Below are 21,921 nucleotides of genomic sequence, written 5' to 3'. Positions count from 1 at the left end.
TTACTTCAACATCTTCTTTTGCGATTTTTTTCTTTTTCGCCTGCTCATAATCTTTCTGATAGAAAGCAAAATGTATGGTACCGTTACGACTACCAAAATAAATAGTCATACCGTTGTCGCTATTGTTCTTCATCAGACGTTCATCAATAACTTTTACGACTTTAAAATTTGTTTTTAAATAGCCTTTACGCCACTTATCCGCAAACTTAGGTATGGAAATAATTTCTTTTTTATCATCCAACGCACAATCTAAGCGTGTAAATGTTCCTTTACCAATATCTCGGCATCTACTGAAAAAATCGTGCCAACGCTGGTTTAATTCATCCAAAACGATTTCATAATTACGGCAGCCTTGACCACTCATATCAATTAAAACACCCCTTGAATCACCATTCTTAGAGTTTAATATTTGAATATTTCCGTAATAGTAACATTCAACATACCCATATTTTCCAGTGTGCTTGTAAAAGAAAAGATCCGGATCGATACACAAAACTTTCTTGCAGATCATTTGCCAGTCATTTGTTGGGAAACGAACCCGCACCCAGTCAAATATCGCTGTTACATCATCTGATTTAAAGATAGTGTCTAAAAACGATTGATAGTACTCATTTAGCCTTTCGGCTAATTCTTCAGAAGGATTTTTTTTCCCAGATTCTATTCGATTAATAAATTCACGACTTATTCCTAGATCATTTGCTGCTTTACTTTGAGTGAGACCGCATTTCAATCGCAATTCTTTATAGTTTTTTGATTCCATTCGCACCACCCAAAAAGTAGGTCACATCTTCAACTTTCCTTGGTCGAAAATGTGACCTACTTTATAAATCGTCAAACCCTTGTGGCTCTAAGGTTTATCAGACATCCCATATAGTAGAATTACTGTTTCTAACCCCCCTATTAGTAAATGGGGGTTAATGGTCAGCTTCGGCTCGCACAGCGAGCCTACACTGACCAAAAAGTCTAACGTGGGCATGTGCTAGCGCACTGCCCACTGCTTGCCATGCACGGCATGGCTGCCACGCCTTTTTTTTGTGTGTTAGGAATAATACTTGAAGGCTGACCTCCTATGATAAAAAATTCTATTTTCGTATAGTAAAAGAATAACTATCCTTTGTGAACGTAAAAAATCCCTATCCCTAACCAGGCACTTTTATAAGCAAAAAACCACGCTTCTTCAGAATCTGTAAACCGCCAAGCTTCTGCTTTATTCGAAACAAGTTTTGTCGGTTGATCTTTTTCAGGCTTTCCTAAATACTTTTTTTGATTCGAATCATATAGTACAAGCCTATTCTTCTGTATTTTAATCACCTTTTCCTTCTGTTGCTTACCCAATCGACAAATGTGTCAATTCTTCAAGCAATCGTTTATCTTCCATCATTGCACTCAAAGAATACCAATTCGGTTGTTCCTCTTCAGCAAAGCTTCGCCAAATACCTTCTATTGTTTCAAAATGATTATCTAGCCCACCCCACAAATGTTTGGATAAAAGTTGCGAATAATCTACAGAAGAACTTAACCGATCTTCTTCTACTTCTAGAATATGGTTTTTACAATAGCGAGCATCTACTTTCAATCGATCCAGAAGAGCGTACCGATACTCCAAGCTTTTTTCAGCTAAACGACTATCAAACAAGTTATTCCTTCCTCTCTTCAACTACAGTTGATTTTGCCTTTTTATTTTCAAAAATCCAAAACGATCATCTGATCATACTTTGCAAACTCAGCTAAAAAATTATAGGTTTTTGGTACATAAGGCGAGTAAAACTCTCTGACAACACCATTTCCATCGTCAATATATCCTCTACCTTTGATCCCTTTATTGAAAAAAGCTTTGTTTTTGCTTTCCTCCCCAAATACCATGTGATACCCAATTTGAGCCAGTTTACCAACAGTAACTTTACACATCAGGTTATCTCTGACACCTGAAGGGAAATCTGCCGCATCTGGACGTTGTGTTGCCAATATCAAAAATACACCTGCTTGCCTAGCTTTCATTACTAATTGCTGCACAGCTATACCCACACGATTTTGGTTTTGATAATCCAACATGCTATAAAAAGCTTTCCATTCATCAAAAATTATGAAATGTGGTGGCATCTTATAGTAAGCATAGTTTCTACCAGATTCATAATTCGGAAGAGACTTCATGTACTTAAACCGCTCTTCCATTGTTTTAACGCCATTTTCTAAGCAACGAATCATTGTTTCTCCTGCACCATAATGAATATGACCTTTAAAAACAGGAATGTTACTCAAATCCGCTAGATCAGCGTTCTTAGGATCGCATATATCGATCGTACCGACACTCAGTAAGGCTTTAATTAAGGAGTACAAGAAGTACGTCTTACCGCCACCAGTACCGCCTGCAACGAGCATATGAGGCATTTCATCATAGTTCCACTTAACCCCATTCATTAATAAAATGGATCCATCTTTAGAAATGACATTTTCAATAGAAATTCGATTGCCAATGACATCCGTCATAAATCCATACGTAACGAAGCCAAAATCTCTTTCTTCAGATACGAGATCCGCTAAAAACATTTCCTCAAGTTTTTTTCCTAGCTGCAAAAAGCGATCATGAAATTGTGATCCATCTAATGGTAGAGTAACAAAGGTTACATATTTGCTCTTCCTTACGTATACTTTTGGAAATTTTTCTTTTGTTTTTTTTGATTTATTCTTAGACGGTGTCTTATAAATAAATCCACTAAGTTTAAGCATAGTGGCTATCATGTTATAGTATTTAACTTTTAAAAAATACCCACCCTTTAATTGCGACCACTTCATAAAAACAAAAATCAGCAAATTAACCAAACAAAACAAAAGAAGGACAAATATGCCTGGTAAAATCAAACTTTTATAATCTTGAAAATTACTTATTTTAGGATAGATAAACTTGTATGTCAGATACCCAATTCCTAAAATACAGGGTATTAAGAGTAAGAAATAATGCAACACCCAATCATACAAATGGACTTTCCTTATCCGCCTACCCCTATACTTGAAAATCATTTTAATTATTGCCATTTTTATTCCTCTTGATCATGCCATCGACTATAAGAAAAGAAGATAGCATCCATTTTCACTTGATATTGTTCAATCTGTTCGTTAAGAAGAATCTGACACTGCTTTTCTATCCATAAACTACAAACGTTTTGAAAAGCTGATTTTTCAATTCCAAGACTATCCTCTAATGATCGGTGAAAATCATCTAATACTGTATAGTCATAAACATCTAATTCCATAGACGACACACGAAATACTTCTTCCAAATCATTAGAAAATTTTGCCGAAAAAATGAGTTGAGAAGTATTTTCGTAATACTTTCTCAACTCATTCCGTTTTTCTTTTAAGATAGCCAATATCTGTTGATCAAAAGGCGTAAAGTTATTCAAACTATCACCTCATTTTAAATAGCAAACAAATATATGTTGCTTATTTAATATCTTTATTTTCTTGCTGCGGTTTACCAGAATTAGGCATTGCTGCATTTACTTTTCTAAATTTAGTAGCACGAATTTTAACATCCGATTCAGCAAAGTTTCCAAAAGCATTTGGATCAATGTTTGCCCAAGCGATAACATCTGTATCATCATCTTCTAATTCAATTTGATCAAAGGTTTTTAATTGCGCCGTATCTACTCCTGGATCAAATGAAATGACAACACTTCCTCCAACAGCAGCGCTCAAAAATTCAACAGGACGTTCTGAAATTTCACCAGTTGATTCGCCATCTTCAAATTTAATTTTTGGTTCCAATACTTTTAAAACTTCCAATGTACCCAAAGTTTTTTTAACATCCGTTGGAATACGTCCACGATTATCAAAAGCAAAGTTCAATTCAGCCATTATTTTGTTCCCCCTTCAATTTCAAAACCAGTTGCATTTAAATTATAAAGTACACGCGCACGCTTATTGCCGTCACCGCCACTTACTCGATTGCGCACTGTAATATAAGGATCAGTTAATTTAATTGCCGTTTTGGCTTTCGGACGAGCAGGAATTTTAAACGGCTCCTCACAAGTCAATTCAACAACTCCATGTTCTGGTAAATATACTTCAAAAATTTCAGCCAACGGAGTGTTTTCACGTTTTGCTCTTGTCCGTAAGTGTGAAATGAACATTGCTCCCTTTGTTAATGTATCAGGTACATAAATCTTGCTTACACCTTTTGCCATTGATAATTTCCTCCTAGTTTCTATTTTCTTTTAAAATATACTGACAATAATCTCTTAATTCATTCATTGGATTTTTTGTAGATTCCCACAAATATTCGAAATCCATTTGCGAGTATTCGTGAGCCAATGCATTACGCAACATTCTGTAACCATCCCATTGCACCGCATTATATTTTTCTTTGAATTCCTGAGATAAGTCATTTCTTACTGTTTCACCAATTTGAACTAATGAAAATGCTACAGAATTTTGAAAATCTACATCCGATTGGAAAATAGAAAGACCGTCACCAAATCTAGTGACGGTTCCATCTATTTGTTCAATTAGAGTTAATATTCTGGTTAATGCTAGTTGTTCTTTCATCCCGATCATAGATCACAACCAAATCTTTTTGAATATTTTCTTTAAACCCTGGACTTTTTTTCTGGTTGATTTCACTGTTTACTGCATTCACTGTGATCAAATCAACTTCTTTTTTTAAAACACGTTCCAAGGCTAACTGCAATGCAATTTGATCAAATAGGGTTTTGAGCGAAGAGCCTTCTCCATCAATCAAGAAGTCTAAATCACTTGTATTTGTCGCCATATCTCTAGCATAAGATCCAAATAGATAAACTTTTTTTAGATTTTTCTCCAAAAATATTGGCAAACAAATCTCTTTAATTTCTTCGATTGTATAAATCATGCTTTCACTCCCCTTTACCTTAATCATACACGAAACTTCAAACAATGATATACGCTCAGCAAACGCCTTCTTGGCATATTCTCTTTGTCTTTCTTTGGTTTTTAACCACATAGATTCATTAGAAGTCTGTTTTCAGCTCATCTAACACTGTGTAGAATCATCAGCGCATTCCTGCGACTTTGGATTTTATAAATGGTTCCTAAACCAACCACTACAAATTTTCAGATAATCATGATATAATACGATTTCCTATGTCGTATTTTAGATTTATCTAAAATGCAGCGTGCAAGAAAAATTAAGCTATTATTGGATTTATTTTTCTTGTGCTATTTAGTTGTCAAAGATCGTTCGCATTTAATAGTGAGTTGATCTTGCCAACAAAAAAAGGAGAGAATGTCTTTTTTAGACGTTCTCTCCTTTTCTATGCCATAGGAACCTATCAAACTCGACAATAACAGAATTTTTTGATTAAAGAAAGTGAAAGAGCGCTTAAAATAAACGTCTATCTAGTTTCCAAAACCATATAAATAATGCTATACTAGCCACGTTATAGGTTCGCCTATAACACAGAAGGTAAACGCCCAAAGTTCGAGTTTGGGTGATTCACTCGTAACGTCTGACCAGGCCTGATAAACCTGGGAGTTACATGTGAGCCTTCTTTTTTTGTGTTTAACGAACAAAATAATTATCTGCTTAACAACTTGTTAAGCAAGATCAACTCACAAAGATTATAAACACAGTCGTTATATAAAAGCAACTGTTTTCTTTAAAGAAATTTTATATTTTTCTATACCAAACGCAATAAATACTGATATAGCAATATTTGAAACCATTGATTTTACGAAAAAAGACTCAAATATAATCAAAGCAATTAGCACAAAAAAAGATAAATTCTAAAATAACTAATTAAAATCTATGTAATGTCCTTTTTATCAACACATAATTATTAATCGTCAGAATAATTTATTTGTTAATACCCTTTTAAAAAAAGATTTTTATTCTAAAATCACAATCTACATACGAAAAATTTATTAAATTAAAGAAAACTAATATATAACAAGTTTTTATGTTTTTACCCACTATTTTACAATGTTAGGTTTTCCGCTTTGTATTATTGTTTTTGGTTATGATAACAAAAGGAAGTGGGTGGACGTGCTGCTTACAGATGACGATTTTCAACTTATTGCACTGCACATCGGTCGCAGAATAAAAGCAGAAAGAAAAATAAAAGAAATCAGCATATTAGAACTGTCTCTCTTATCCGGTGTTTCAGATAATCACATAAGCTTAATAGAGAATGGCAAAAGAATCAAAGTTAGCTTAAATATTTACTTAAAACTAGCAGCTGCTTTAGAGATAGATCCTCTTGTTTTATTTAAAGATCTAAATAAGTTCTCGCCCTTCAAAGATAGAAACAAACGAACTTATTTTTAAAAATTTTACAAAAAAATACTTGCGCATGTAATCATGACTGTATGAAAAAGCTTAAACAAAAAGAGAGTTGCGCTAACAACTCCCTACTTCGTAGATTTGTTTAAGACGGTAGCAAATTTTTTTGGTTTAAAATAAACCCGTCAGACTTGCCGAATGTCTTTGACGGGTTTATTTTTTGTTTTTTTTATTAATTAAAGCTACCAACGCAATGATTAACGATCCAAATTGAATCATTAATCAAATTCCAAATTTTCATCAGAAAATTGTTGTTCCCCACCTCTGATTTTATCCATAACATAATTATTAGATAAAACTCGTAAGGTTTCTTGTATAGAATCATACTCTCTTTTAGAGAGTACTACAACAGTATCATCAACATCTTTTGTTGTGACAATTAATGCTTCTGCATCCTCGTTGACTTGTTTCATGTACTTACTTAGATTTTGTCTGAAATTTGAGTATGCCACTGCTTCCACTGACAACTCCTCCTTTTATCACATAGACACATTTTACAATATGTTAAGAGAGCAACTTTTTACATGATATATTTTATAGCATGCTTCATGATCAAGATTACCTTTGGTTCTTTCCCTTCTCTTGTTACCTCTAAAAAGATTTCATATTGCGAAATATGGACTAGTTTCCCATTTAAACTTTTCCCATCAGTTAAGCCAACTTTAACTACTTTATCTAGAAACTTATTCATACTATAAGGTGCTTTCTTGCTCATAAAATCCTCCTAAGCCATTTTTAGAACGTTGATCATATGTTTAATTTATAAAAACTATAAGTCAAACAGTCTAAAACGGTTTTTCTTAAAAAAGTTCGCTGTGAGATCCTAACCTAGCTAATGTCAAAATTAACCGATCATTGTCAATCCTGTAAACTAGCAACCAATCAGGACCAATATGGCATTCTTTAAACCCCACATAGTCACCAGTAAGCTTATGATCTCTATATTTATCAGGTAAAGTTTCTTGATTTTGAAGCATAACTATTACTTTTTTTAATTGATCCAAATCTCTTCTTTGCTTTTTAGCTTTTTTATAGTCTCTTTTAAATTGTGACGTATAGAAAATTTCAAGCATCTAAATCCTCCATTAAATCATCTACTGAAGTAAATCCTCCATGTATATTCATATTTTGAGCATCTTTCAACGCTTGTAATGTTGTGGGATTTGCCTTCTCAATTTTAAATGGAATTGCTTGTTTGGTTACAGATTGTTTCAAAAAAACAGTGATTGCTGTTGTCATATTTAAACCCAATTCATCAAATAATTGTTCAGCATCTGCTTTTAAATCCTCATCAACAGAGATATGGATAGGCTTCTTTTTAATAGATTCCATGGTAATCACCTCGTTAGTATTTACTTATATAATACCAAAAATACAACATAACGGCAACATATAGACACCTTACAAACAACATATAACTTCTTAACACGCTATTTCTTAAGAAATATTTTATCTTATTTGAACCTATTTTCATTATATTTCATAACGACCATTTCGTTAATTATATGACTTACAAATTAAAAAATCGTCAATCCAATACATTATTTACAGGACTAACGAGTTATATGTTAATTGCGACTAATAGCAAATATCTGGTGAAAAATCTTGTCGTCAAAAACTAAATAATGATCATTACTTATTTTTACAACATAATTATTTAATGAAATCGCTACTGATCCACTAGGACTTAGAAATGCTAATTTTCCATTTTTTTCAAATTTTTTTGTTTTTTGTATTTTAAATGGCATACAAAATTCTTCCAATCGACCAATCAGTGATCGATCATCATAATGGAAAAATGAAAATGTTCCTTTAGCTGCAGCACTTAGCGGCAATGTATCAGCTGGCTTTTCTTCAACAACATTTACTAAATTTCTCAACTCAATATCACTTGCTACATATGAATCCCTTGTTCGAACGACAAATTTTCTCCCATGAACAGTCATTACAAAATCACCATCATCAATCTTGTAAAAATTAATCTCAAAGATTATCTTTATCTTTTTTATCCTGATCTATCTCTTCTTGCTTGTCTTCCAAATACTTTTCTGCCGCTTTTTTTGGAATCCACTCATATTTTCCGGTCTGATCATTTAACAATCCAACATAATCTTTATCTGAACTAAGTTGTAATGACATTTTTTTACCCACTTCCTATTATTCAAAATCCTATTCTCATTTGCTTTTGGTTAAATATTGAGCCTACTAAAATTTCCTTTTTATCATGATTTAAACGATAAAATAGAGCAAATTGTTTCCCTATCAGAATTCTATAAGTTAATTCTGATAAATTATATATAGACGAAACTTCCTCATGCATTTCTGGAAATTCACTGACCATTCTTAAAGATGCTTCAATTGATTGAACAAATTTTCTTATTTTTTCAAGAGGAAATTCTAGCTCTACTTCCCATTCATAGATTAATCTTTCTAAACTAACTGTAAAACTATTTGAATAAGTTAATTTATACATTACCAGATCCCCAACCATATTTTCCAAATTTATTTTTAAGATCTTCTTCAAGAAGAATATTTCCATTTGAAAAATCCTCGAAGCTGCTTTCAATTAATCTTTTATCATACTCTTTGTCTACGTTTTGGGCATCTAAAATTAATTTTTTCCCATCTTGTTTATAACCTAATAAATCTCCAACTTGTAGACCACTTTCTTTCGGCAAAATAATACCTATTGAATTTCCAACTTTTCTAACTTTTATATTTTTCATGAAATCACCTCTTCAAAATAATTATAACAAAAGTTATAACTTATTTCAATTAGCTATGCAAATATTTTTCTAATCCAGAAAACATGCTATTTCTAGATATAAAACTAGAGAAAATAATTGAAAACAATAATACAACTAACGGTGAAACATTCGTAAATGTCAAAATAAAATATACGAGTAAAAGATACATAAACGTGAAAAAAATTCTTTTAACCCAAATCATTTCTTCTCACCTCACTTTACAAATTCAACTGTGTCATAACTTTTTCTTAAATATCTGTATTAATTAGCTTTTTGACAAAATAATTTCTTTGCTGAGAGCATTCCAATCGTTTGATCTTATATTTGATACTTAAGCTTAAATTGGCTAGGTTTTTTTTTATTATATAAAATTGATATATAATTTCCTTCCCGAAACATATTTCTATTTTTAGTCAATGTCCAAACCTTCTTAGTAGCAACTATCGTTTCTCCATTATTCAGAGGAATTTCTACAGTCAACTTAACCAGTCGATCAGATTCTCCCCTGGCATGACTTACTTCTGTTCCCCACGTGTTACTCGAGAGAACACTTTTTATTATCTTTGCGTTAGTCTCTACCCATTCAATTTGTTGTTTTTTCTTACTGACAATTTGAACTAAAACTAAAAATATAGCTATACAAAGAACAGGTGAAACAAGAGCAACTGGCAATCTCCATGAATTACCCAGATAATCAATTACAATGTTCCTGAGTAACTTGGTTGAATAAGAAGCACAAAAAAACAATACCCCATTCATCAGACAGCCTAATTTTTCTACTTTGTTATTCCACTTTTCCAAATTCATTGTTAATTTAGACATATATACCTCTCATGTTCCATAAACTATATGAAAGTTCTCTTTTTCATTCACTATTAAATACCTTAAAAAACTATTCTTAAACACATGACTATATATCAGATTTCGAAAATTGTTATTTTTTATAGCAATATGACTTTGTAACTTTACAACTACCTTTGCAATTTTTTAGACTAATGATCTATAATATGTTTGTCTTTACTCGCTTGTAAGAGAGTTATTTACGATACTCTGATTGAAGAATTTTTTTATATCCTAATAATTCACTATGGACACCATTTAATCTTGCTAATCCTAATTCATCAATATCGGCATTTTTAGTTCTCACTTGTTCTATTGCATGAATAACTTTATTTAAAATATCTTCATTTTGTAAGTAATAGTATCCTTGTGAACCAAGATGTAATATAAATTTATATGTCCAATTTTTCTCTGCAATAATTCTATTTTCAAAGTTACTACTATCAGATTCTTTATTAAAAGAGTATATCCTGCCAATGCCAATAAAAATATTCGGTTCGCTTGCATAAGCAAAAATTCTCTCCTCTAAAATTTGGTCATCATAAACAAAATCATTTATAAACATAGTAAATCCAATAATTCTAAAAAAAGATATTGGTTCAGCCTTTTGAAATATAAATTCAAATATTTTATTAGCAAAAAACTTATCTTTAAGATCTTTTTCAGGTAATATAATGTAACTATTTTTTAACCAAGTCATAAAAACATTTTTTATTGCATCTTTTTTTTCTTTTCCGTTAACATTATCATAAACTAAATTATTAGGAAGAATATAATCTAACTCGTAATAGTTATAATTGTAAACAGACAAACGAACAATCTCTAAGAAATCCATACCTACACTAGATAGAAATTCATTATACTGATGGTCAGAAAAATTTAATAAAAGTTTGTCAAACCAATTTTTAAATTCATATTCATAATTCCTATCACCTATAACTTTTCTAGAGACTTCCAAAAATAATTGATCATAAAGCGACCAAAGTAAATATCTTTGATTATCAAAATCATTATTCTCTTCTTTAGGTAAAACTTGCGCTAAATTATCTTCGAGTAATTCCTGTGTTTTCTTAAAAGTATAATAATCTAAGTCGAAATCTCTGTAAAAAACTAATAAAAAAGATCGCTTTTCTTTTGAATCTTTTAATTTTGAATATTGTTCAAAGTATAAGTCTAATAAAGCATCTCGATCCATTCCTTCTCGTTCTTTAGAATCATTCCAAATCAAATCCCATACTTCAAGTCTAGTCTGAAAATCTTCACTGGACAAACTTTCAATATATTTTTGACGATTAATATTTTTAAAATTCTCTCCATCTATCTTTTTGGAGACAATCCAATAATAACTATTTTTTAAGAGTGTTAGTACTTTGGATAATCCATACAAATATGCTAAAAGGACAATCGTATTTAGTACATAATTTTCTTTCGACCAGGGAGCGTCAATAATTTTGTGTAAATGATTCTTCCCTACTGCAGATTGTTTCTAATTCTCAATCAGTTGGCTTAGCATTTGTTCAAGTTCGCCTTCGGCCTGTTGAAAGCCTTTATGACTGCGACCTAGGAATTTTTGGTTGTAAGTATCAAAAGACGAGACTAAGAAACGTTCCATCGACTCTTCGTTTTGGAACTGTTCCTTGCGGTGGCTGTATTTCTTGATTTGCTTATTAAAGGATTCAATCAAGTTCGTAGAATAAATACTCTTGCGTATGGCCAAGGGGAAATCATAGAAAGTGAGCAAGTGATCGTTCGAAAGAATCGATTCAACCACTTTTGGATAGCTGGTTTTCCATTTTTCCGCAAAAGCACCACGTGCTTCCAACGCCACCTCTTTAGATGAGGCTTGATACACCATTTTAAAATCATCACAGACTTCCTTACGATCATCGACACGCACTTTGTGACTGATATTACGGGAAACGTGTACACAACAATGTTGAAAACGAGCTTTGGGATAGAACCGACTAATCGCTCCTACCATCCCCTTTAAGCCATCCGTGATGAACAGGAGGACATTTTTCAAACCGCGCTCTTGAAGGTCCAATAAAATTTCCTCCCAAATCGTGATGGATTCAGTCGGTGCAATCGCATAGCTCAATACTTCCTTTGATCCGTCCGGGCGAATGCCAACTGCGATATGAATAGCTTCCTTGGCGACGGTTTTCCGCTTTAACGGAATATACGTTGCGTCCATATAAATAGCAGCATAACGGTCATGAAGCTCCCGCCCTTTAAACGCCGTTACCTCTTCTGTAAATGATTTTGTTATATTGGACATGGTTTGGGGCGTGTAGTGATGCCCATACATTTTCTCAATCAAGTCTGCGATTTCCGACATGGTAATACCTTTTCGGAAGAGGTGAATGACGGTCTCCTCTAACGTGTCATTCGTCCGTCTATAAGCAGGAACAGTCTGTTGCTTGAACTCACCATTGCGGTCGCGCGGAATCTGGAGATGAAGTTCCCCATACTCGGTCTTGACCGTACGGTCATAGGAGCCGTTACGAGAATTACCCGTGTTAAAACCAATGCGATCATACTTTTCGTAATCTAGGAAAGCCGTTAACTCCGTTTTGAGAAGCGTATTGACTGCTTTCTCCAAATGGACACGGAATAATTCATTCAAATCGCCTTTGTTCGCTAGAGTCTTTAGAATTTCTGTAGTAAAATCGTTCATAGGGAAGTCCTCTCTTCTGTGAATGTGTTGTGGTAACTCTATTCTACAGAAGGGACTTCCTTTTTTCTATTTACACAAAATATTTTACACTCTCTTCGACCATAATACTAATGGAAAAACTATTAAACTTAATCCCACTACAACATTCTTTATATCTATAACTTGATTAAATAAAACCATTTTATCCCATTTAAAAGATCCATCTGTGCTATTTCCGTTATTCTCAATAACTAATAAAGCCACAGGAATTAATAAAGCAAGTATAGAAGCTGTTACTGCCAATATACCTTCAAAAGATATATATATATAAAAGCACTCTAGCTTGTGATTCATCCATCCAAAAAAACTAGCGAGTATTTCCATATAAATTGCCTCCCAATCGTCATAAAAATGTATTATCAGTGCAAATTTTCAAATTTTCTCTTTATAATAATATTCTAATAAGTTAGACCCCAGCCTAATTGGCTTAAATCCAAAATCAAGATAAAATTCAAGTAATTCTTCCTGCTCTAATTCATTAGAAAACCTCTGCTGAACACTAGCAGCAGTTAAATAAAAACCTAATATATTTTCATTATTCCCCCATTCTATTAATCTTTTCAACATATAAGTAGCTATACCTTGATTTCTATACATTTCTGAAGTAAAAAGGCGGTGAATTTTTATCATTTCCCCAGTATTTCTGCCACACTCAAGTTTCCCTATCATTTGTGCCCACTTCTTATAGTCTAAGTTTGCACTGACATCAAACATCCACTGCTCAATTGGTCTACTGATCTTATATATATATATTTCAGGAAAGTTCTTAGAATCCAATCTGTCAATTAAAATAATACTATCGACACCAAAATTGAAAGGCGGGTATTCTTTACATCTATCACGGATTTTTTCCTCAAACAAATATTTATTCTTATAAAATTGAAATTCAGAATCATCTATATCATTTATATAGTTTTTTTTCTTAGACTTAAATATCATTTACGGATCCTTTCTCAGCCAGAGCAATCTTCTTAATTCGCTGCAATGTACTTTTACTAAATCCTGTCATTAGAGAAACCTCTCTATAACTCTTTCCTGATTGCAACAAATCAAAAGCATGCAGTTTCTGTTTGTTTAAAGTTGCTTTGGGTCTTCCTTCGCGATAATTTGGATTATGCTTTTTCGCGTAAATTTTCCCCTCTTGTGTACGCTCTAAAATCATATCTCTCTCCATTTCGGCAACACTCAATAGAGTACGCACAATCATTTTTCCCATTGGTGTATTTTCAATAGCACCTAGATTTAAAACCTTTATTGTTACATCGCTATCTAAAAGCGGCTCAATAATACCTAAAGCTTCCCTTGTATTTCTAGCGAATCGATCCAATTTTGTTACAATTATTGTATCATTTTTTTTTAAAAGCGATAACATTTTTTGAAACTCAGGACGATTAGATTTTGCACCAGTATATTTTTCATGAAAAATGTTTTCTTTATCAACACCCGCATCTTTTAATTGCTTAATTTGTTCCCTTAAATTTTGTCCCCGAGTTGAAACACGTGCGTAGCCATATATAGTCATTTTAACTCCCACTTTCTGAATAAAGTTTTTGAACATCCTCTAACCCTTATTCTACCTAAAAAAAGAAGAGTATTCAACAACTGTTAAGTTTTTGAATACTTCAATGTATGGTTATCCATCCTATCAATTAGTAGTAAGTGAAAAACAGATAAATAAATAAATAAAAACAATTCATATAATTTTCTTTTGCAATTCAACTAATAATAAAGTAGAGTTTATCCTGTAAGAAACCAATATATAAAACTTTCAAATTCGTTTTTTTAGAAAAATAAATATAATCACATATAATTAACGTTACAAATAATTATCATTAAATTAATTAATTATTTGCTAATTTTATCAAATCCAGAAGGTGAATAAATGTCTAAAAAAAATATTAGGTCCCATGAAGTAGCAGCTTCAATTGATACACATATTAAGAATTATAATTTCTATGGTCAGTTTCGAAAAACAGTTTTTCATGTGCATACTCCCGAATCTCATGATTACATGCTAATAGAATCAGACACTCAACAACTGTTAGGAATAAATAATGATAAAAACAAAAATATATATTCGTGGAGAGATTTTTCTTCTGAAGAATTAATAAAAATTGCTAAACATGTAAAGCTATTTATATCTAAAGAATATGTAATAGATGATCTAAAAAAATATAACTCTTTGGATTTATTTGAAAGTGACAATGAACTATTAGCATTTATGATTCAGGCTCATATAATTTTAAAAGAAGAAATAGAATTATGTTTAGTATGTGACCATAACACTACAAAGGGGTTAAAAAAGCTACAAAAAGCTATTTACATTTTAAGAAAGGAGAGAAGTGACTATACCACAAAACCAAGAGTAGAACTTGGAATTGAAATTTCATGCTCTGATAAAAATCATGTAGTTGGTATTTTAAATCAATCAGACAATGAACAAATTAAAGAATTTAAATCATGGATGAAAAAAAATATTATATCTCCTTCCGAAGGAACTGTAAGAACAACTTTCGATGTATTTGAAATGTTTAATAGATTGGGAATTATTGGCTATATTGCGCACATCAATACTTCCCAAATTTTTAAACCTGATTTTTTGAGTGGGACATATAAAAAGGAATTGTTCAATTCAGAATTATTTAAAATAATAGGCGTAACTAGGATTAATCAGATTGAAAATACTATGAATAGAATTAAGCACTTCACAAAAAGAAAATTTAATTTTGTCATTGACAATGACTCACATGGGAGCGTCAATAATTTTGTGTAAATGATTCTTCCCTACTGCAGATTGTTTCTAATTCTCAATCAGTTGGCTTAGCATTTGTTCAAGTTCGCCTTCGGCCTGTTGAAAGCCTTTATGACTGCGACCTAGGAATTTTTGGTTGTAAGTATCAAAAGACGAGACTAAGAAACGTTCCATCGACTCTTCGTTTTGGAACTGTTCCTTGCGGTGGCTGTATTTCTTGATTTGCTTATTAAAGGATTCAATCAAGTTCGTAGAATAAATACTCTTGCGTATGGCCAAGGGGAAATCATAGAAAGTGAGCAAGTGATCGTTCGAAAGAATCGATTCAACCACTTTTGGATAGCTGGTTTTCCATTTTTCCGCAAAAGCACCACGTGCTTCCAACGCCACCTCTTTAGATGAGGCTTGATACACCATTTTAAAATCATCACAGACTTCCTTACGATCATCGACACGCACTTTGTGACTGATATTACGGGAAACGTGTACACAACAATGTTGAAAACGAGCTTTGGGATAGAACCGACTAATCGCTCCTACCATCCCCTTTAAGCCATCCGTGATGAACAGGAGGACATTTTTCAAACCGCGCTCTTGAAGGTCCAATAAAATTTCCTCCCAAATCGTGATGGATTCAGTCGGTGCAATCGCATAGCTCAATACTTCCTTTGATCCGTCCGGGCGAATGCCAACTGCGATATGAATAGCTTCCTTGGCGACGGTTTTCCGCTTTAACGGAATATACGTTGCGTCCATATAAATAGCAGCATAACGGTCATGAAGCTCCCGCCCTTTAAACGCCGTTACCTCTTCTGTAAATGATTTTGTTATATTGGACATGGTTTGGGGCGTGTAGTGATGCCCATACATTTTCTCAATCAAGTCTGCGATTTCCGACATGGTAATACCTTTTCGGAAGAGGTGAATGACGGTCTCCTCTAACGTGTCATTCGTCCGTCTATAAGCAGGAACAGTCTGTTGCTTGAACTCACCATTGCGGTCGCGCGGAATCTGGAGATGAAGTTCCCCATACTCGGTCTTGACCGTACGGTCATAGGAGCCGTTACGAGAATTACCCGTGTTAAAACCAATGCGATCATACTTTTCGTAATCTAGGAAAGCCGTTAACTCCGTTTTGAGAAGCGTATTGACTGCTTTCTCCAAATGGACACGGAATAATTCATTCAAATCGCCTTTGTTCGCTAGAGTCTTTAGAATTTCTGTAGTAAAATCGTTCATAGGGAAGTCCTCTCTTCTGTGAATGTGTTGTGGTAACTCTATTCTACAGAAGGGACTTCCTTTTTTCTATTTACACAAAATATTTTACACTCTCACTCACATACTATTGAGGGATTGAAAACTAACTTCTTTTATATAAAAGGAAATAAAATGGATTTCAAGTCTATAGAAGCAGCATTAAAAGATTTTAAGTCATCAATCACTTATGAAAGAATAAGTAGTCCAAAAAAATATATTAAAGCTATATATATAGAAGGATTAGGCTTTTTAAGAGGTCAAAAAAGCCAACACATGATTTTAAACTTTTCTCCTCATTTCAATTCTTTAATCGGAGGAAGAGGAACTGGAAAAAGCACAATATTGAATACAATAGGTTGTTTAACATCACAAGTATTTGAAACTAAAAATAGTCTGGAAAATATTCTTGAACAGGGAACTTGCTGTGTCTTATATCATTTTGAAGGAATAGATTATTACATTTTCCTCTTCTCCATTAATAAAGATAATAATGAGATTTTTATTAATAACTATTTTGAAAGAGATCCAATAACATTTCCGAAAAGGAATACTAACTATGAATCTCAAAAAAGAAAAATTGCTATACGAGATAGAATACAAGTATTTACCTATGACGGGAAAAAAACAACAGAAGTAAAGCCTGCAAAAAAAATTCTTGATAAATTATTTGCTAGAAAATTCACTGTAAATGAACTGGTAAATATTGCAAGTAATGAAGTATACTTAACTGATTTTATCCAATCTACAATATATGAATATAAAGCAATAAAAACAAAAAAATATAATTTAAGATTCAAAAATGAAATTGATGATATTATTTTAAAATATAAGAATATTCCAAACCTTTTGAAAAAAAGAGCAGAAAATGTCTATCAAACACTAGAAGAGTATAATAATGAAAACTCACAAAAATTAAAAATAAAATTTAGCCAAAAAAAATTAAGTGATTTTCAAATGAACTGGTACTCTGCTATGGGTATAAGTACTTATTCTAGAGATCGATATTTTGAAGGCTATGCAATCACTTATGAAAAAGTAATTGATTATTTACAAATTCTATCTGATCAGATGACAAATAGTATCGAAGTATGCATATGTTTCTGGAATAGCAACTATGATTTAATATTACACTATGCTGATCCCGAAAATTATTTTGAAGAGCTAAAATATGAGAACATTGATAATATGAGAAAAGTTATAAAAAAGGAAAAAGAAAAACTTGAATTCTTAGATACACTAAAATTTTTTCTTCTAAAAAATTCAACACTGAATTATTTACAAGATTATTTAAATGAATTTTATAATGACAGTGACTTTTTTGAATTAGAATTTAACATAAATAATCGTGAACACATAAAAAGTTCCAAACGTATTTTTAAAAACATAACTCAACTTTCTTTAGGGCAAAAAGTCGTTGCAATACTGTCTTTTGTATTATCTTTTAGTGAATTTACAAATGATAATTCTCCTTTTATTGTTGATCAACCAGAAGATAATTTAGATAATCAATATATTTACAAAAACCTTGTAGATGATTTAAAAAAGATGAAGTTGAAGAGACAGGTAATCTTAGCTTCTCACAATTCTACGATTGTAATGAATAGTGGATCAGAGCAAGTAATTGTTATGGATTCCGATAATGAACACGGATGGCCCATCAGTACCGGATATATGGCTGAACAATCAATTGTAAACAATGTTATCAATATTTTAGAAGGCGGAAAAGATGCTTTTGTAGACAAAGCTTACTTTTATAACCACGGATTAAAGAAGCAAGCAACAAATTTTATTAATAATGAAATTATTAATTGGAATAATACATTTGAAGAAGTAACTTTAGAACTATTATCAAAATTAGAAAAAATGTCAGTGCAACAACTTAAAGAAACTTTGAAATTAATTGACGAATTACACATAGAATAAACTTGATGATTAATTCATGATCAAAATTTTCGCCTATTATAACAAACTAAAAATTCCTCAGAATTATTCTGAGGAATTTAAGTTTGGATTAAAATTGCTAGTTAAAAATTGAGACTTTAAAGATTCACTTCTGAATATTGATGCTATTGTTCTACCATCAATATTATTTATTGTTGGTGCAGAATTAAAGAAGTAGCTATTTAATTGTGATCTTACAGAATCTAATAAATAATTTTCTGCTGATATATAAATTTCTTCGATATTTTGATCTAACCATTCTTTTAAATCTAAGAAATTATCATGCCTGATTTCATTAAGTTTTAGATTAAAGGTTTTGAGTAGTACATCACCTATTATCATGGATATAAAATAACTACTAAATCTCCTAATAGTATTAATTTCAATATCTTCACTACTCAATTTTCTGATTCTATCACAATAGCGATATATATCAACAGCTAAAATCATTTGAGAAGCATTTAACTCATTGAATATTAAATTATAGTACGTAGAGAAATGTTCACTTTTTTTACTTTTTGCAGCAACAGGTTGCTGTCTCCAAATTGCCAATACTGACTCTGCAGCAACACTAGATGGGATACCAGCTCCGCTTGTAACATCTCGTTTTCTTTTATAAACATACCCTAAATCTCTTGCATCTAATTCAAGTTTTTGTTGAACATCATCATTTGCTTGTAAATCTCTTAAATCAACAGGATTTTGACTGTTTGTTGCCACTGTAATGTCTTTTATTAGATTATCATTGTCAGTAGCATCTACAGCATAGATTCTAACAAGGACATAAGCATTGCGATAATCTATGTCTGGATTATTTAAAATAGTTTCATGAATTGTTTTACAAGTTTGTCCACCATTGATAATTTGAACGTTATCTATTTTAACAATCCAATTTTCAGTTGCTAGAGAATTAGATCTCATATTGTTAGCGATCAAAGTAATTCCATTATTATAAAAGAAAAAATTGCTATTTTGGTTTATTAGGGTATCGCTAATCGCCAAATTCACATTATTTTTTCCTAGATAATTTCTTATATTCCTTTCTAATAAAGCATCACCAAATTCTTCAATTAATCTATAAATCTCCATAACATTAACTTTTCCAAGAATTACACGCTTGTAATTAAACTCTTCAGAAAGAGCTTTTCCAGAAAGATTTAAATGAGTGTTGATTTCTTTGTTATTTGTGCTGGTTTTCAAAATGTCATTGTGATTAAAGAAATCAAACTCAACATTTGAATTACCAGAAAAAGCATTTGCAATATAACGATTACCTTCATCATTCCATATTGATCCATTGCTTAAACAAACAAAGGTAATATCAGGTAGATAGCCTTCTAAAAGATAAGAACGTATTTCATCAACAACTGCTTGACTTAAACTATTTAACATCATGTCCATACTTGGAGCAAAAACTGTCTTTATAGTATTTACGGCCTTCTCAATGGAATTGGTAGGAAAAGAACTATCTTTTTCTAAATTTCGAGTATATTTTGATTGAAAAAGAACAACTTTTAGAATACTTTCGGGTTGCTCTTGAATAAATGCTCCATCAAAGCCCCCATCATTTCCTCCATCAGTAATATAAGAAAAAGCCTCTTCTATATCAATATTAAGATAAGCTGAAATACCTCTCATCAAAAAAGCTTTAGATAAAGCTCTTTCATCATCTAATCCTGCAAAATATTCAGGGAAATCATTTTTAAACTTTTTTACTTGTGAATCAACTATTTGCTTATTTAAGTCAAAAGTCATCGAATATATTCCTCCTTAGGTAATAGCATTCTATATTAAGATTTTATCATTATTTGAATCTTTTGTATTTAAAAAAAAGATTTTATCTACTCTAACTGATCGCAATGTAATCTAAGCCTGTGTTACCCATAATCCATCCTATCCCAACTTCTAGCACTATCAAGGCTTTTCAAGGACAACTTTGTGAATAAAAATTGGTCTACCTGAAAATCAGCATTTTATTCCCTAAATCAAGATTTTTCGCTTGTGAAATTTCTGATTGTCTATTTTTGAATTCCGTTATTTTAACTTATCAATCACAGTCAGAAATTGACCAATCATGCATAGGAATTCGTGTTTGACCAGGAAAATCTTGATCATAATATGCTTTTACAGCTGGTGCAGCTTTTTCCTTAAACCAATTTTTAACGTAAATAAAAATTAAATTTGACAAATTATCCACTTCTTCTGTTTTCCCTTTTTGATACGCCTTCAACATCGTTCGATATAATTCATTCGTATCAACGCCATAATTTTCAAGTTCTTCAAAAACGAATTTTTGATTTGCTTCTTGTTCTGCTTTAAATTTTGCATTATGAATCGTTTTTACCGTTTGTTGGGCTTCTTCGAATGTACTAGAAAAAGCTTTAATTAAGTTTAGCACATTCTCTGGTATGAAAGTAGCAACGCTGCTGTCTTGCATAAGATCTATAAAATTTTCAAGCAGAATAGAATTTTGATCGGCTTCTCGAGTGTCTATAGAGTGTCTATTAGTGTCTAAGGTACTAGAAGAATAGAATAGATTGTCTGCGATTTTCGCAATTACGGTTGAACCATTGGTATTGCTAGGTTTTGCCGTATTTGCGATTTTCGCATTCACGGTAGAATCGTTGATTTCAAGGTCTTTTGCCGTATTTGCGATTTTCGCATTTACGGTAGATATAGATTCTTCTTGATTGATTGCAAAAATATCTTCACTTGTGACTTCTGGTTTACCTAAATACAATCGATTTGGTGTGGCTTTAATTCTTCCACACTCATTATTGATCCGCCCTTTTTTTTGTTTCAACAAGCCCACTTGTTCTAACTCTTTTTTGATCTTTGACACTTTACCTTCTCGGCAATGCAGTAAGTTCATCAATTCTGTAACCGTGAAAATAAAGTAAATATTATCATCTTCATCAACCCAATTATTTTTAACCGAATAGTCAAAACGATCCTTCAACAACATATAGGCAATTTTAGCATCGTTCGATAGATCAAAGTAGTGTTTATTTGTAAAAAAAACTTTGGGCATTTGATAGTATTTTTCTCTATATATCTCTTTTGATTTATAAAAATTAAAATCTGACATGAGTTTTACCTCTCTAAATATATATTTATTTCATCTTAATTTGGATTCGTTTACTCCTTTAGCATATAGGATTTTTAGTCATATGTAAACACTTTTATCAAGGTATAGAAATAGGGAAATTTCTATATTTAGAATTATCCCTATTTCTATATTGTATAATTCAAAAAAATATTTTATCTGTTTTTATTAAATGTAAAAAGCGTGATAAAAAAGAGTTTCACAAATAATAATAAATATAGAAATATAGAATTATCCCTATTTCTA

The 21,921-nt window shown here is 31.8% G+C and carries 30 protein-coding genes; 3 read left to right on the top strand and 27 right to left on the bottom strand.

Going from position 1 to position 21,921, the window contains the following annotated elements:
* The 9 genes from IGK14_RS17360 to IGK14_RS17320 form a co-directional block, all read right to left on the bottom strand.
* Positions 1-760, bottom strand: a 760-nt coding sequence (locus IGK14_RS17360) for a replication initiation factor domain-containing protein (protein WP_438712816.1), incomplete at its 3' end; no start/stop codon positions are given.
* Between the two features lie 347 nt (positions 761-1,107).
* On the bottom strand, positions 1,108-1,311 hold the full coding sequence (locus tag IGK14_RS17355; protein ID WP_438712814.1) for a hypothetical protein: 204 nt from the start codon (positions 1,309-1,311) through the stop codon (positions 1,108-1,110).
* 16 nt (positions 1,312-1,327) lie between these two features.
* Positions 1,328-1,636 (bottom strand): LPD11 domain-containing protein, encoded by a 309-nt coding sequence (locus tag IGK14_RS17350; RefSeq protein ID WP_438712812.1) that lies wholly within the window; start codon positions 1,634-1,636, stop codon positions 1,328-1,330.
* A gap of 47 nt (positions 1,637-1,683) precedes the next feature.
* Positions 1,684-3,033, bottom strand: coding sequence for an FtsK/SpoIIIE domain-containing protein (locus tag IGK14_RS17345; RefSeq protein ID WP_438712810.1), 1,350 nt, complete (start codon positions 3,031-3,033; stop codon positions 1,684-1,686).
* 2 nt (positions 3,034-3,035) lie between these two features.
* Complete coding sequence (locus tag IGK14_RS17340) at positions 3,036-3,401, bottom strand: hypothetical protein (protein WP_438712808.1); 366 nt, start codon at positions 3,399-3,401, stop codon at positions 3,036-3,038.
* A gap of 40 nt (positions 3,402-3,441) precedes the next feature.
* Positions 3,442-3,855 carry a hypothetical protein gene (locus IGK14_RS17335; RefSeq protein ID WP_438712807.1) on the bottom strand — a complete coding sequence of 138 codons (414 nt, stop codon included), beginning with the start codon at positions 3,853-3,855 and terminating at the stop codon, positions 3,442-3,444.
* Positions 3,855-4,184 carry a hypothetical protein gene (locus tag IGK14_RS17330; protein ID WP_142425294.1) on the bottom strand — a complete coding sequence of 110 codons (330 nt, stop codon included), beginning with the start codon at positions 4,182-4,184 and terminating at the stop codon, positions 3,855-3,857. Before IGK14_RS17330 ends, IGK14_RS17335 begins: the two co-directional genes overlap by 1 nt.
* A 13-nt stretch (positions 4,185-4,197) precedes the next feature.
* Positions 4,198-4,545: a HepT-like ribonuclease domain-containing protein gene (locus IGK14_RS17325; protein WP_438712805.1), complete on the bottom strand. Its 348-nt coding sequence runs from the start codon at positions 4,543-4,545 to the stop codon at positions 4,198-4,200.
* A complete protein-coding gene (locus IGK14_RS17320) occupies positions 4,502-4,867 on the bottom strand; it encodes a nucleotidyltransferase family protein (protein WP_438712803.1) in 366 nt (121 codons plus the stop codon). Before IGK14_RS17320 ends, IGK14_RS17325 begins: the two co-directional genes overlap by 44 nt.
* 1,152 nt (positions 4,868-6,019) lie before the next feature.
* On the opposite strand from IGK14_RS17320, the gene IGK14_RS17315 reads away from it, so the two are divergent.
* Positions 6,020-6,301 carry a helix-turn-helix domain-containing protein gene (locus tag IGK14_RS17315; protein WP_195961689.1) on the top strand — a complete coding sequence of 94 codons (282 nt, stop codon included), beginning with the start codon at positions 6,020-6,022 and terminating at the stop codon, positions 6,299-6,301.
* Between the two features lie 168 nt (positions 6,302-6,469).
* Here IGK14_RS17315 and IGK14_RS17310 read toward each other — a convergent pair whose 3' ends face one another.
* From IGK14_RS17310 to IGK14_RS17240, 15 genes are all read right to left on the bottom strand, one after another.
* Positions 6,470-6,535, bottom strand: a complete 66-nt coding sequence (locus IGK14_RS17310; RefSeq protein ID WP_438712820.1) for a putative holin-like toxin — start codon at positions 6,533-6,535, stop codon at positions 6,470-6,472.
* Positions 6,535-6,777, bottom strand: coding sequence for a type II toxin-antitoxin system Phd/YefM family antitoxin (locus IGK14_RS17305; protein WP_438712801.1), 243 nt, complete (start codon positions 6,775-6,777; stop codon positions 6,535-6,537). Before IGK14_RS17305 ends, IGK14_RS17310 begins: the two co-directional genes overlap by 1 nt.
* A gap of 59 nt (positions 6,778-6,836) precedes the next feature.
* A complete protein-coding gene (locus tag IGK14_RS17300) occupies positions 6,837-7,031 on the bottom strand; it encodes a hypothetical protein (RefSeq protein ID WP_438712800.1) in 195 nt (64 codons plus the stop codon).
* Positions 7,032-7,116: 85 nt separating this feature from the next.
* Complete coding sequence (locus tag IGK14_RS17295; protein ID WP_438712797.1) at positions 7,117-7,389, bottom strand: type II toxin-antitoxin system YafQ family toxin; 273 nt, start codon at positions 7,387-7,389, stop codon at positions 7,117-7,119.
* Entirely contained in the window at positions 7,382-7,648 is a 267-nt protein-coding gene (locus IGK14_RS17290) for a type II toxin-antitoxin system RelB/DinJ family antitoxin (protein WP_438712795.1), read from the bottom strand. The genes IGK14_RS17295 and IGK14_RS17290 overlap by 8 nt, the downstream gene beginning before the upstream one ends.
* Before the next feature lie 236 nt (positions 7,649-7,884).
* The gene (locus IGK14_RS17285; RefSeq protein WP_438712793.1) at positions 7,885-8,262 is read right to left on the bottom strand and encodes a hypothetical protein; all 378 of its coding nucleotides are present in this window, start codon (positions 8,260-8,262) and stop codon (positions 7,885-7,887) included.
* A 37-nt stretch (positions 8,263-8,299) separates the two neighbouring features.
* Complete coding sequence (locus IGK14_RS17280) at positions 8,300-8,455, bottom strand: hypothetical protein (RefSeq protein WP_185938648.1); 156 nt, start codon at positions 8,453-8,455, stop codon at positions 8,300-8,302.
* Positions 8,456-8,477: 22 nt separating this feature from the next.
* Entirely contained in the window at positions 8,478-8,789 is a 312-nt protein-coding gene (locus IGK14_RS17275; RefSeq protein WP_005231959.1) for a type II toxin-antitoxin system RelE/ParE family toxin, read from the bottom strand.
* On the bottom strand, positions 8,782-9,042 hold the full coding sequence (locus tag IGK14_RS17270) for an AbrB/MazE/SpoVT family DNA-binding domain-containing protein (protein WP_438712791.1): 261 nt from the start codon (positions 9,040-9,042) through the stop codon (positions 8,782-8,784). The genes IGK14_RS17275 and IGK14_RS17270 overlap by 8 nt, the downstream gene beginning before the upstream one ends.
* Positions 9,043-9,381: 339 nt before the next feature.
* Positions 9,382-9,885 (bottom strand): hypothetical protein, encoded by a 504-nt coding sequence (locus IGK14_RS17265; RefSeq protein ID WP_272017740.1) that lies wholly within the window; start codon positions 9,883-9,885, stop codon positions 9,382-9,384.
* 214 nt (positions 9,886-10,099) lie between these two features.
* A complete protein-coding gene (locus IGK14_RS17260; protein ID WP_438712789.1) occupies positions 10,100-11,131 on the bottom strand; it encodes a hypothetical protein in 1,032 nt (343 codons plus the stop codon).
* A gap of 258 nt (positions 11,132-11,389) precedes the next feature.
* The gene (locus IGK14_RS17255; protein ID WP_002324630.1) at positions 11,390-12,580 is read right to left on the bottom strand and encodes an IS256-like element ISLgar5 family transposase; all 1,191 of its coding nucleotides are present in this window, start codon (positions 12,578-12,580) and stop codon (positions 11,390-11,392) included.
* 84 nt (positions 12,581-12,664) lie between these two features.
* Entirely contained in the window at positions 12,665-12,943 is a 279-nt protein-coding gene (locus tag IGK14_RS17250) for a hypothetical protein (RefSeq protein WP_438712787.1), read from the bottom strand.
* A gap of 48 nt (positions 12,944-12,991) precedes the next feature.
* On the bottom strand, positions 12,992-13,558 hold the full coding sequence (locus IGK14_RS17245; RefSeq protein WP_167827452.1) for a GNAT family N-acetyltransferase: 567 nt from the start codon (positions 13,556-13,558) through the stop codon (positions 12,992-12,994).
* Entirely contained in the window at positions 13,548-14,141 is a 594-nt protein-coding gene (locus IGK14_RS17240) for a recombinase family protein (RefSeq protein WP_167827453.1), read from the bottom strand. Before IGK14_RS17240 ends, IGK14_RS17245 begins: the two co-directional genes overlap by 11 nt.
* A 360-nt stretch (positions 14,142-14,501) precedes the next feature.
* Here IGK14_RS17240 and IGK14_RS17235 point away from each other — a divergent pair, with 360 nt between their 5' ends.
* Positions 14,502-15,392, top strand: coding sequence for a hypothetical protein (locus IGK14_RS17235; protein WP_438712785.1), 891 nt, complete (start codon positions 14,502-14,504; stop codon positions 15,390-15,392).
* Positions 15,393-15,419: 27 nt separating this feature from the next.
* Here IGK14_RS17235 and IGK14_RS17230 read toward each other — a convergent pair whose 3' ends face one another.
* Positions 15,420-16,610, bottom strand: coding sequence for an IS256-like element ISLgar5 family transposase (locus IGK14_RS17230; protein ID WP_002324630.1), 1,191 nt, complete (start codon positions 16,608-16,610; stop codon positions 15,420-15,422).
* Between the two features lie 81 nt (positions 16,611-16,691).
* On the opposite strand from IGK14_RS17230, the gene IGK14_RS17225 reads away from it, so the two are divergent.
* Positions 16,692-18,551 carry a Spaf_1101 family AAA-like ATPase gene (locus tag IGK14_RS17225; protein ID WP_438712818.1) on the top strand — a complete coding sequence of 620 codons (1,860 nt, stop codon included), beginning with the start codon at positions 16,692-16,694 and terminating at the stop codon, positions 18,549-18,551.
* 63 nt (positions 18,552-18,614) lie between these two features.
* Here IGK14_RS17225 and IGK14_RS17220 read toward each other — a convergent pair whose 3' ends face one another.
* Positions 18,615-20,324 (bottom strand): AIPR family protein, encoded by a 1,710-nt coding sequence (locus IGK14_RS17220; RefSeq protein WP_438712783.1) that lies wholly within the window; start codon positions 20,322-20,324, stop codon positions 18,615-18,617.
* 292 nt (positions 20,325-20,616) lie between these two features.
* Entirely contained in the window at positions 20,617-21,657 is a 1,041-nt protein-coding gene (locus tag IGK14_RS17215; protein ID WP_438712782.1) for a replication initiator protein A, read from the bottom strand.
* Between the last annotated feature and the right edge of the window lie 264 nt (positions 21,658-21,921).

This window comes from Enterococcus sp. DIV0970a, from assembly GCF_051711265.1.
Classification (GTDB): Bacteria; Bacillota; Bacilli; order Lactobacillales; family Enterococcaceae; genus Enterococcus_D; species Enterococcus_D casseliflavus.
Note: the sequence above shows the minus strand (reverse complement) of the source record. Positions and strands in the feature narration are given on the sequence as shown.

Coding starts and splice junctions, on each gene's coding strand:
- IGK14_RS17325 (WP_438712805.1), bottom strand. CDS start 4,545: ATGAAAGAACAACTAGCATTAACCAGAATATTAACTCTAATTGAACAA.
- IGK14_RS17255 (WP_002324630.1), bottom strand. CDS start 12,580: ATGAACGATTTTACTACAGAAATTCTAAAGACTCTAGCGAACAAAGGC.
- IGK14_RS17290 (WP_438712795.1), bottom strand. CDS start 7,648: ATGGAATCTATTAAAAAGAAGCCTATCCATATCTCTGTTGATGAGGAT.
- IGK14_RS17295 (WP_438712797.1), bottom strand. CDS start 7,389: ATGCTTGAAATTTTCTATACGTCACAATTTAAAAGAGACTATAAAAAA.
- IGK14_RS17220 (WP_438712783.1), bottom strand. CDS start 20,324: ATGACTTTTGACTTAAATAAGCAAATAGTTGATTCACAAGTAAAAAAG.
- IGK14_RS17280 (WP_185938648.1), bottom strand. CDS start 8,455: ATGTCATTACAACTTAGTTCAGATAAAGATTATGTTGGATTGTTAAAT.
- IGK14_RS17345 (WP_438712810.1), bottom strand. CDS start 3,033: ATGGCAATAATTAAAATGATTTTCAAGTATAGGGGTAGGCGGATAAGG.
- IGK14_RS17285 (WP_438712793.1), bottom strand. CDS start 8,262: ATGACTGTTCATGGGAGAAAATTTGTCGTTCGAACAAGGGATTCATAT.
- IGK14_RS17300 (WP_438712800.1), bottom strand. CDS start 7,031: ATGAGCAAGAAAGCACCTTATAGTATGAATAAGTTTCTAGATAAAGTA.
- IGK14_RS17245 (WP_167827452.1), bottom strand. CDS start 13,558: ATGATATTTAAGTCTAAGAAAAAAAACTATATAAATGATATAGATGAT.
- IGK14_RS17215 (WP_438712782.1), bottom strand. CDS start 21,657: ATGTCAGATTTTAATTTTTATAAATCAAAAGAGATATATAGAGAAAAA.
- IGK14_RS17270 (WP_438712791.1), bottom strand. CDS start 9,042: ATGAAAAATATAAAAGTTAGAAAAGTTGGAAATTCAATAGGTATTATT.
- IGK14_RS17330 (WP_142425294.1), bottom strand. CDS start 4,184: ATGGCAAAAGGTGTAAGCAAGATTTATGTACCTGATACATTAACAAAG.
- IGK14_RS17265 (WP_272017740.1), bottom strand. CDS start 9,885: ATGTCTAAATTAACAATGAATTTGGAAAAGTGGAATAACAAAGTAGAA.
- IGK14_RS17250 (WP_438712787.1), bottom strand. CDS start 12,943: ATGGAAATACTCGCTAGTTTTTTTGGATGGATGAATCACAAGCTAGAG.
- IGK14_RS17240 (WP_167827453.1), bottom strand. CDS start 14,141: ATGACTATATATGGCTACGCACGTGTTTCAACTCGGGGACAAAATTTA.
- IGK14_RS17335 (WP_438712807.1), bottom strand. CDS start 3,855: ATGGCTGAATTGAACTTTGCTTTTGATAATCGTGGACGTATTCCAACG.
- IGK14_RS17235 (WP_438712785.1), top strand. CDS start 14,502: ATGTCTAAAAAAAATATTAGGTCCCATGAAGTAGCAGCTTCAATTGAT.
- IGK14_RS17320 (WP_438712803.1), bottom strand. CDS start 4,867: ATGATTTATACAATCGAAGAAATTAAAGAGATTTGTTTGCCAATATTT.
- IGK14_RS17230 (WP_002324630.1), bottom strand. CDS start 16,610: ATGAACGATTTTACTACAGAAATTCTAAAGACTCTAGCGAACAAAGGC.
- IGK14_RS17275 (WP_005231959.1), bottom strand. CDS start 8,789: ATGTATAAATTAACTTATTCAAATAGTTTTACAGTTAGTTTAGAAAGA.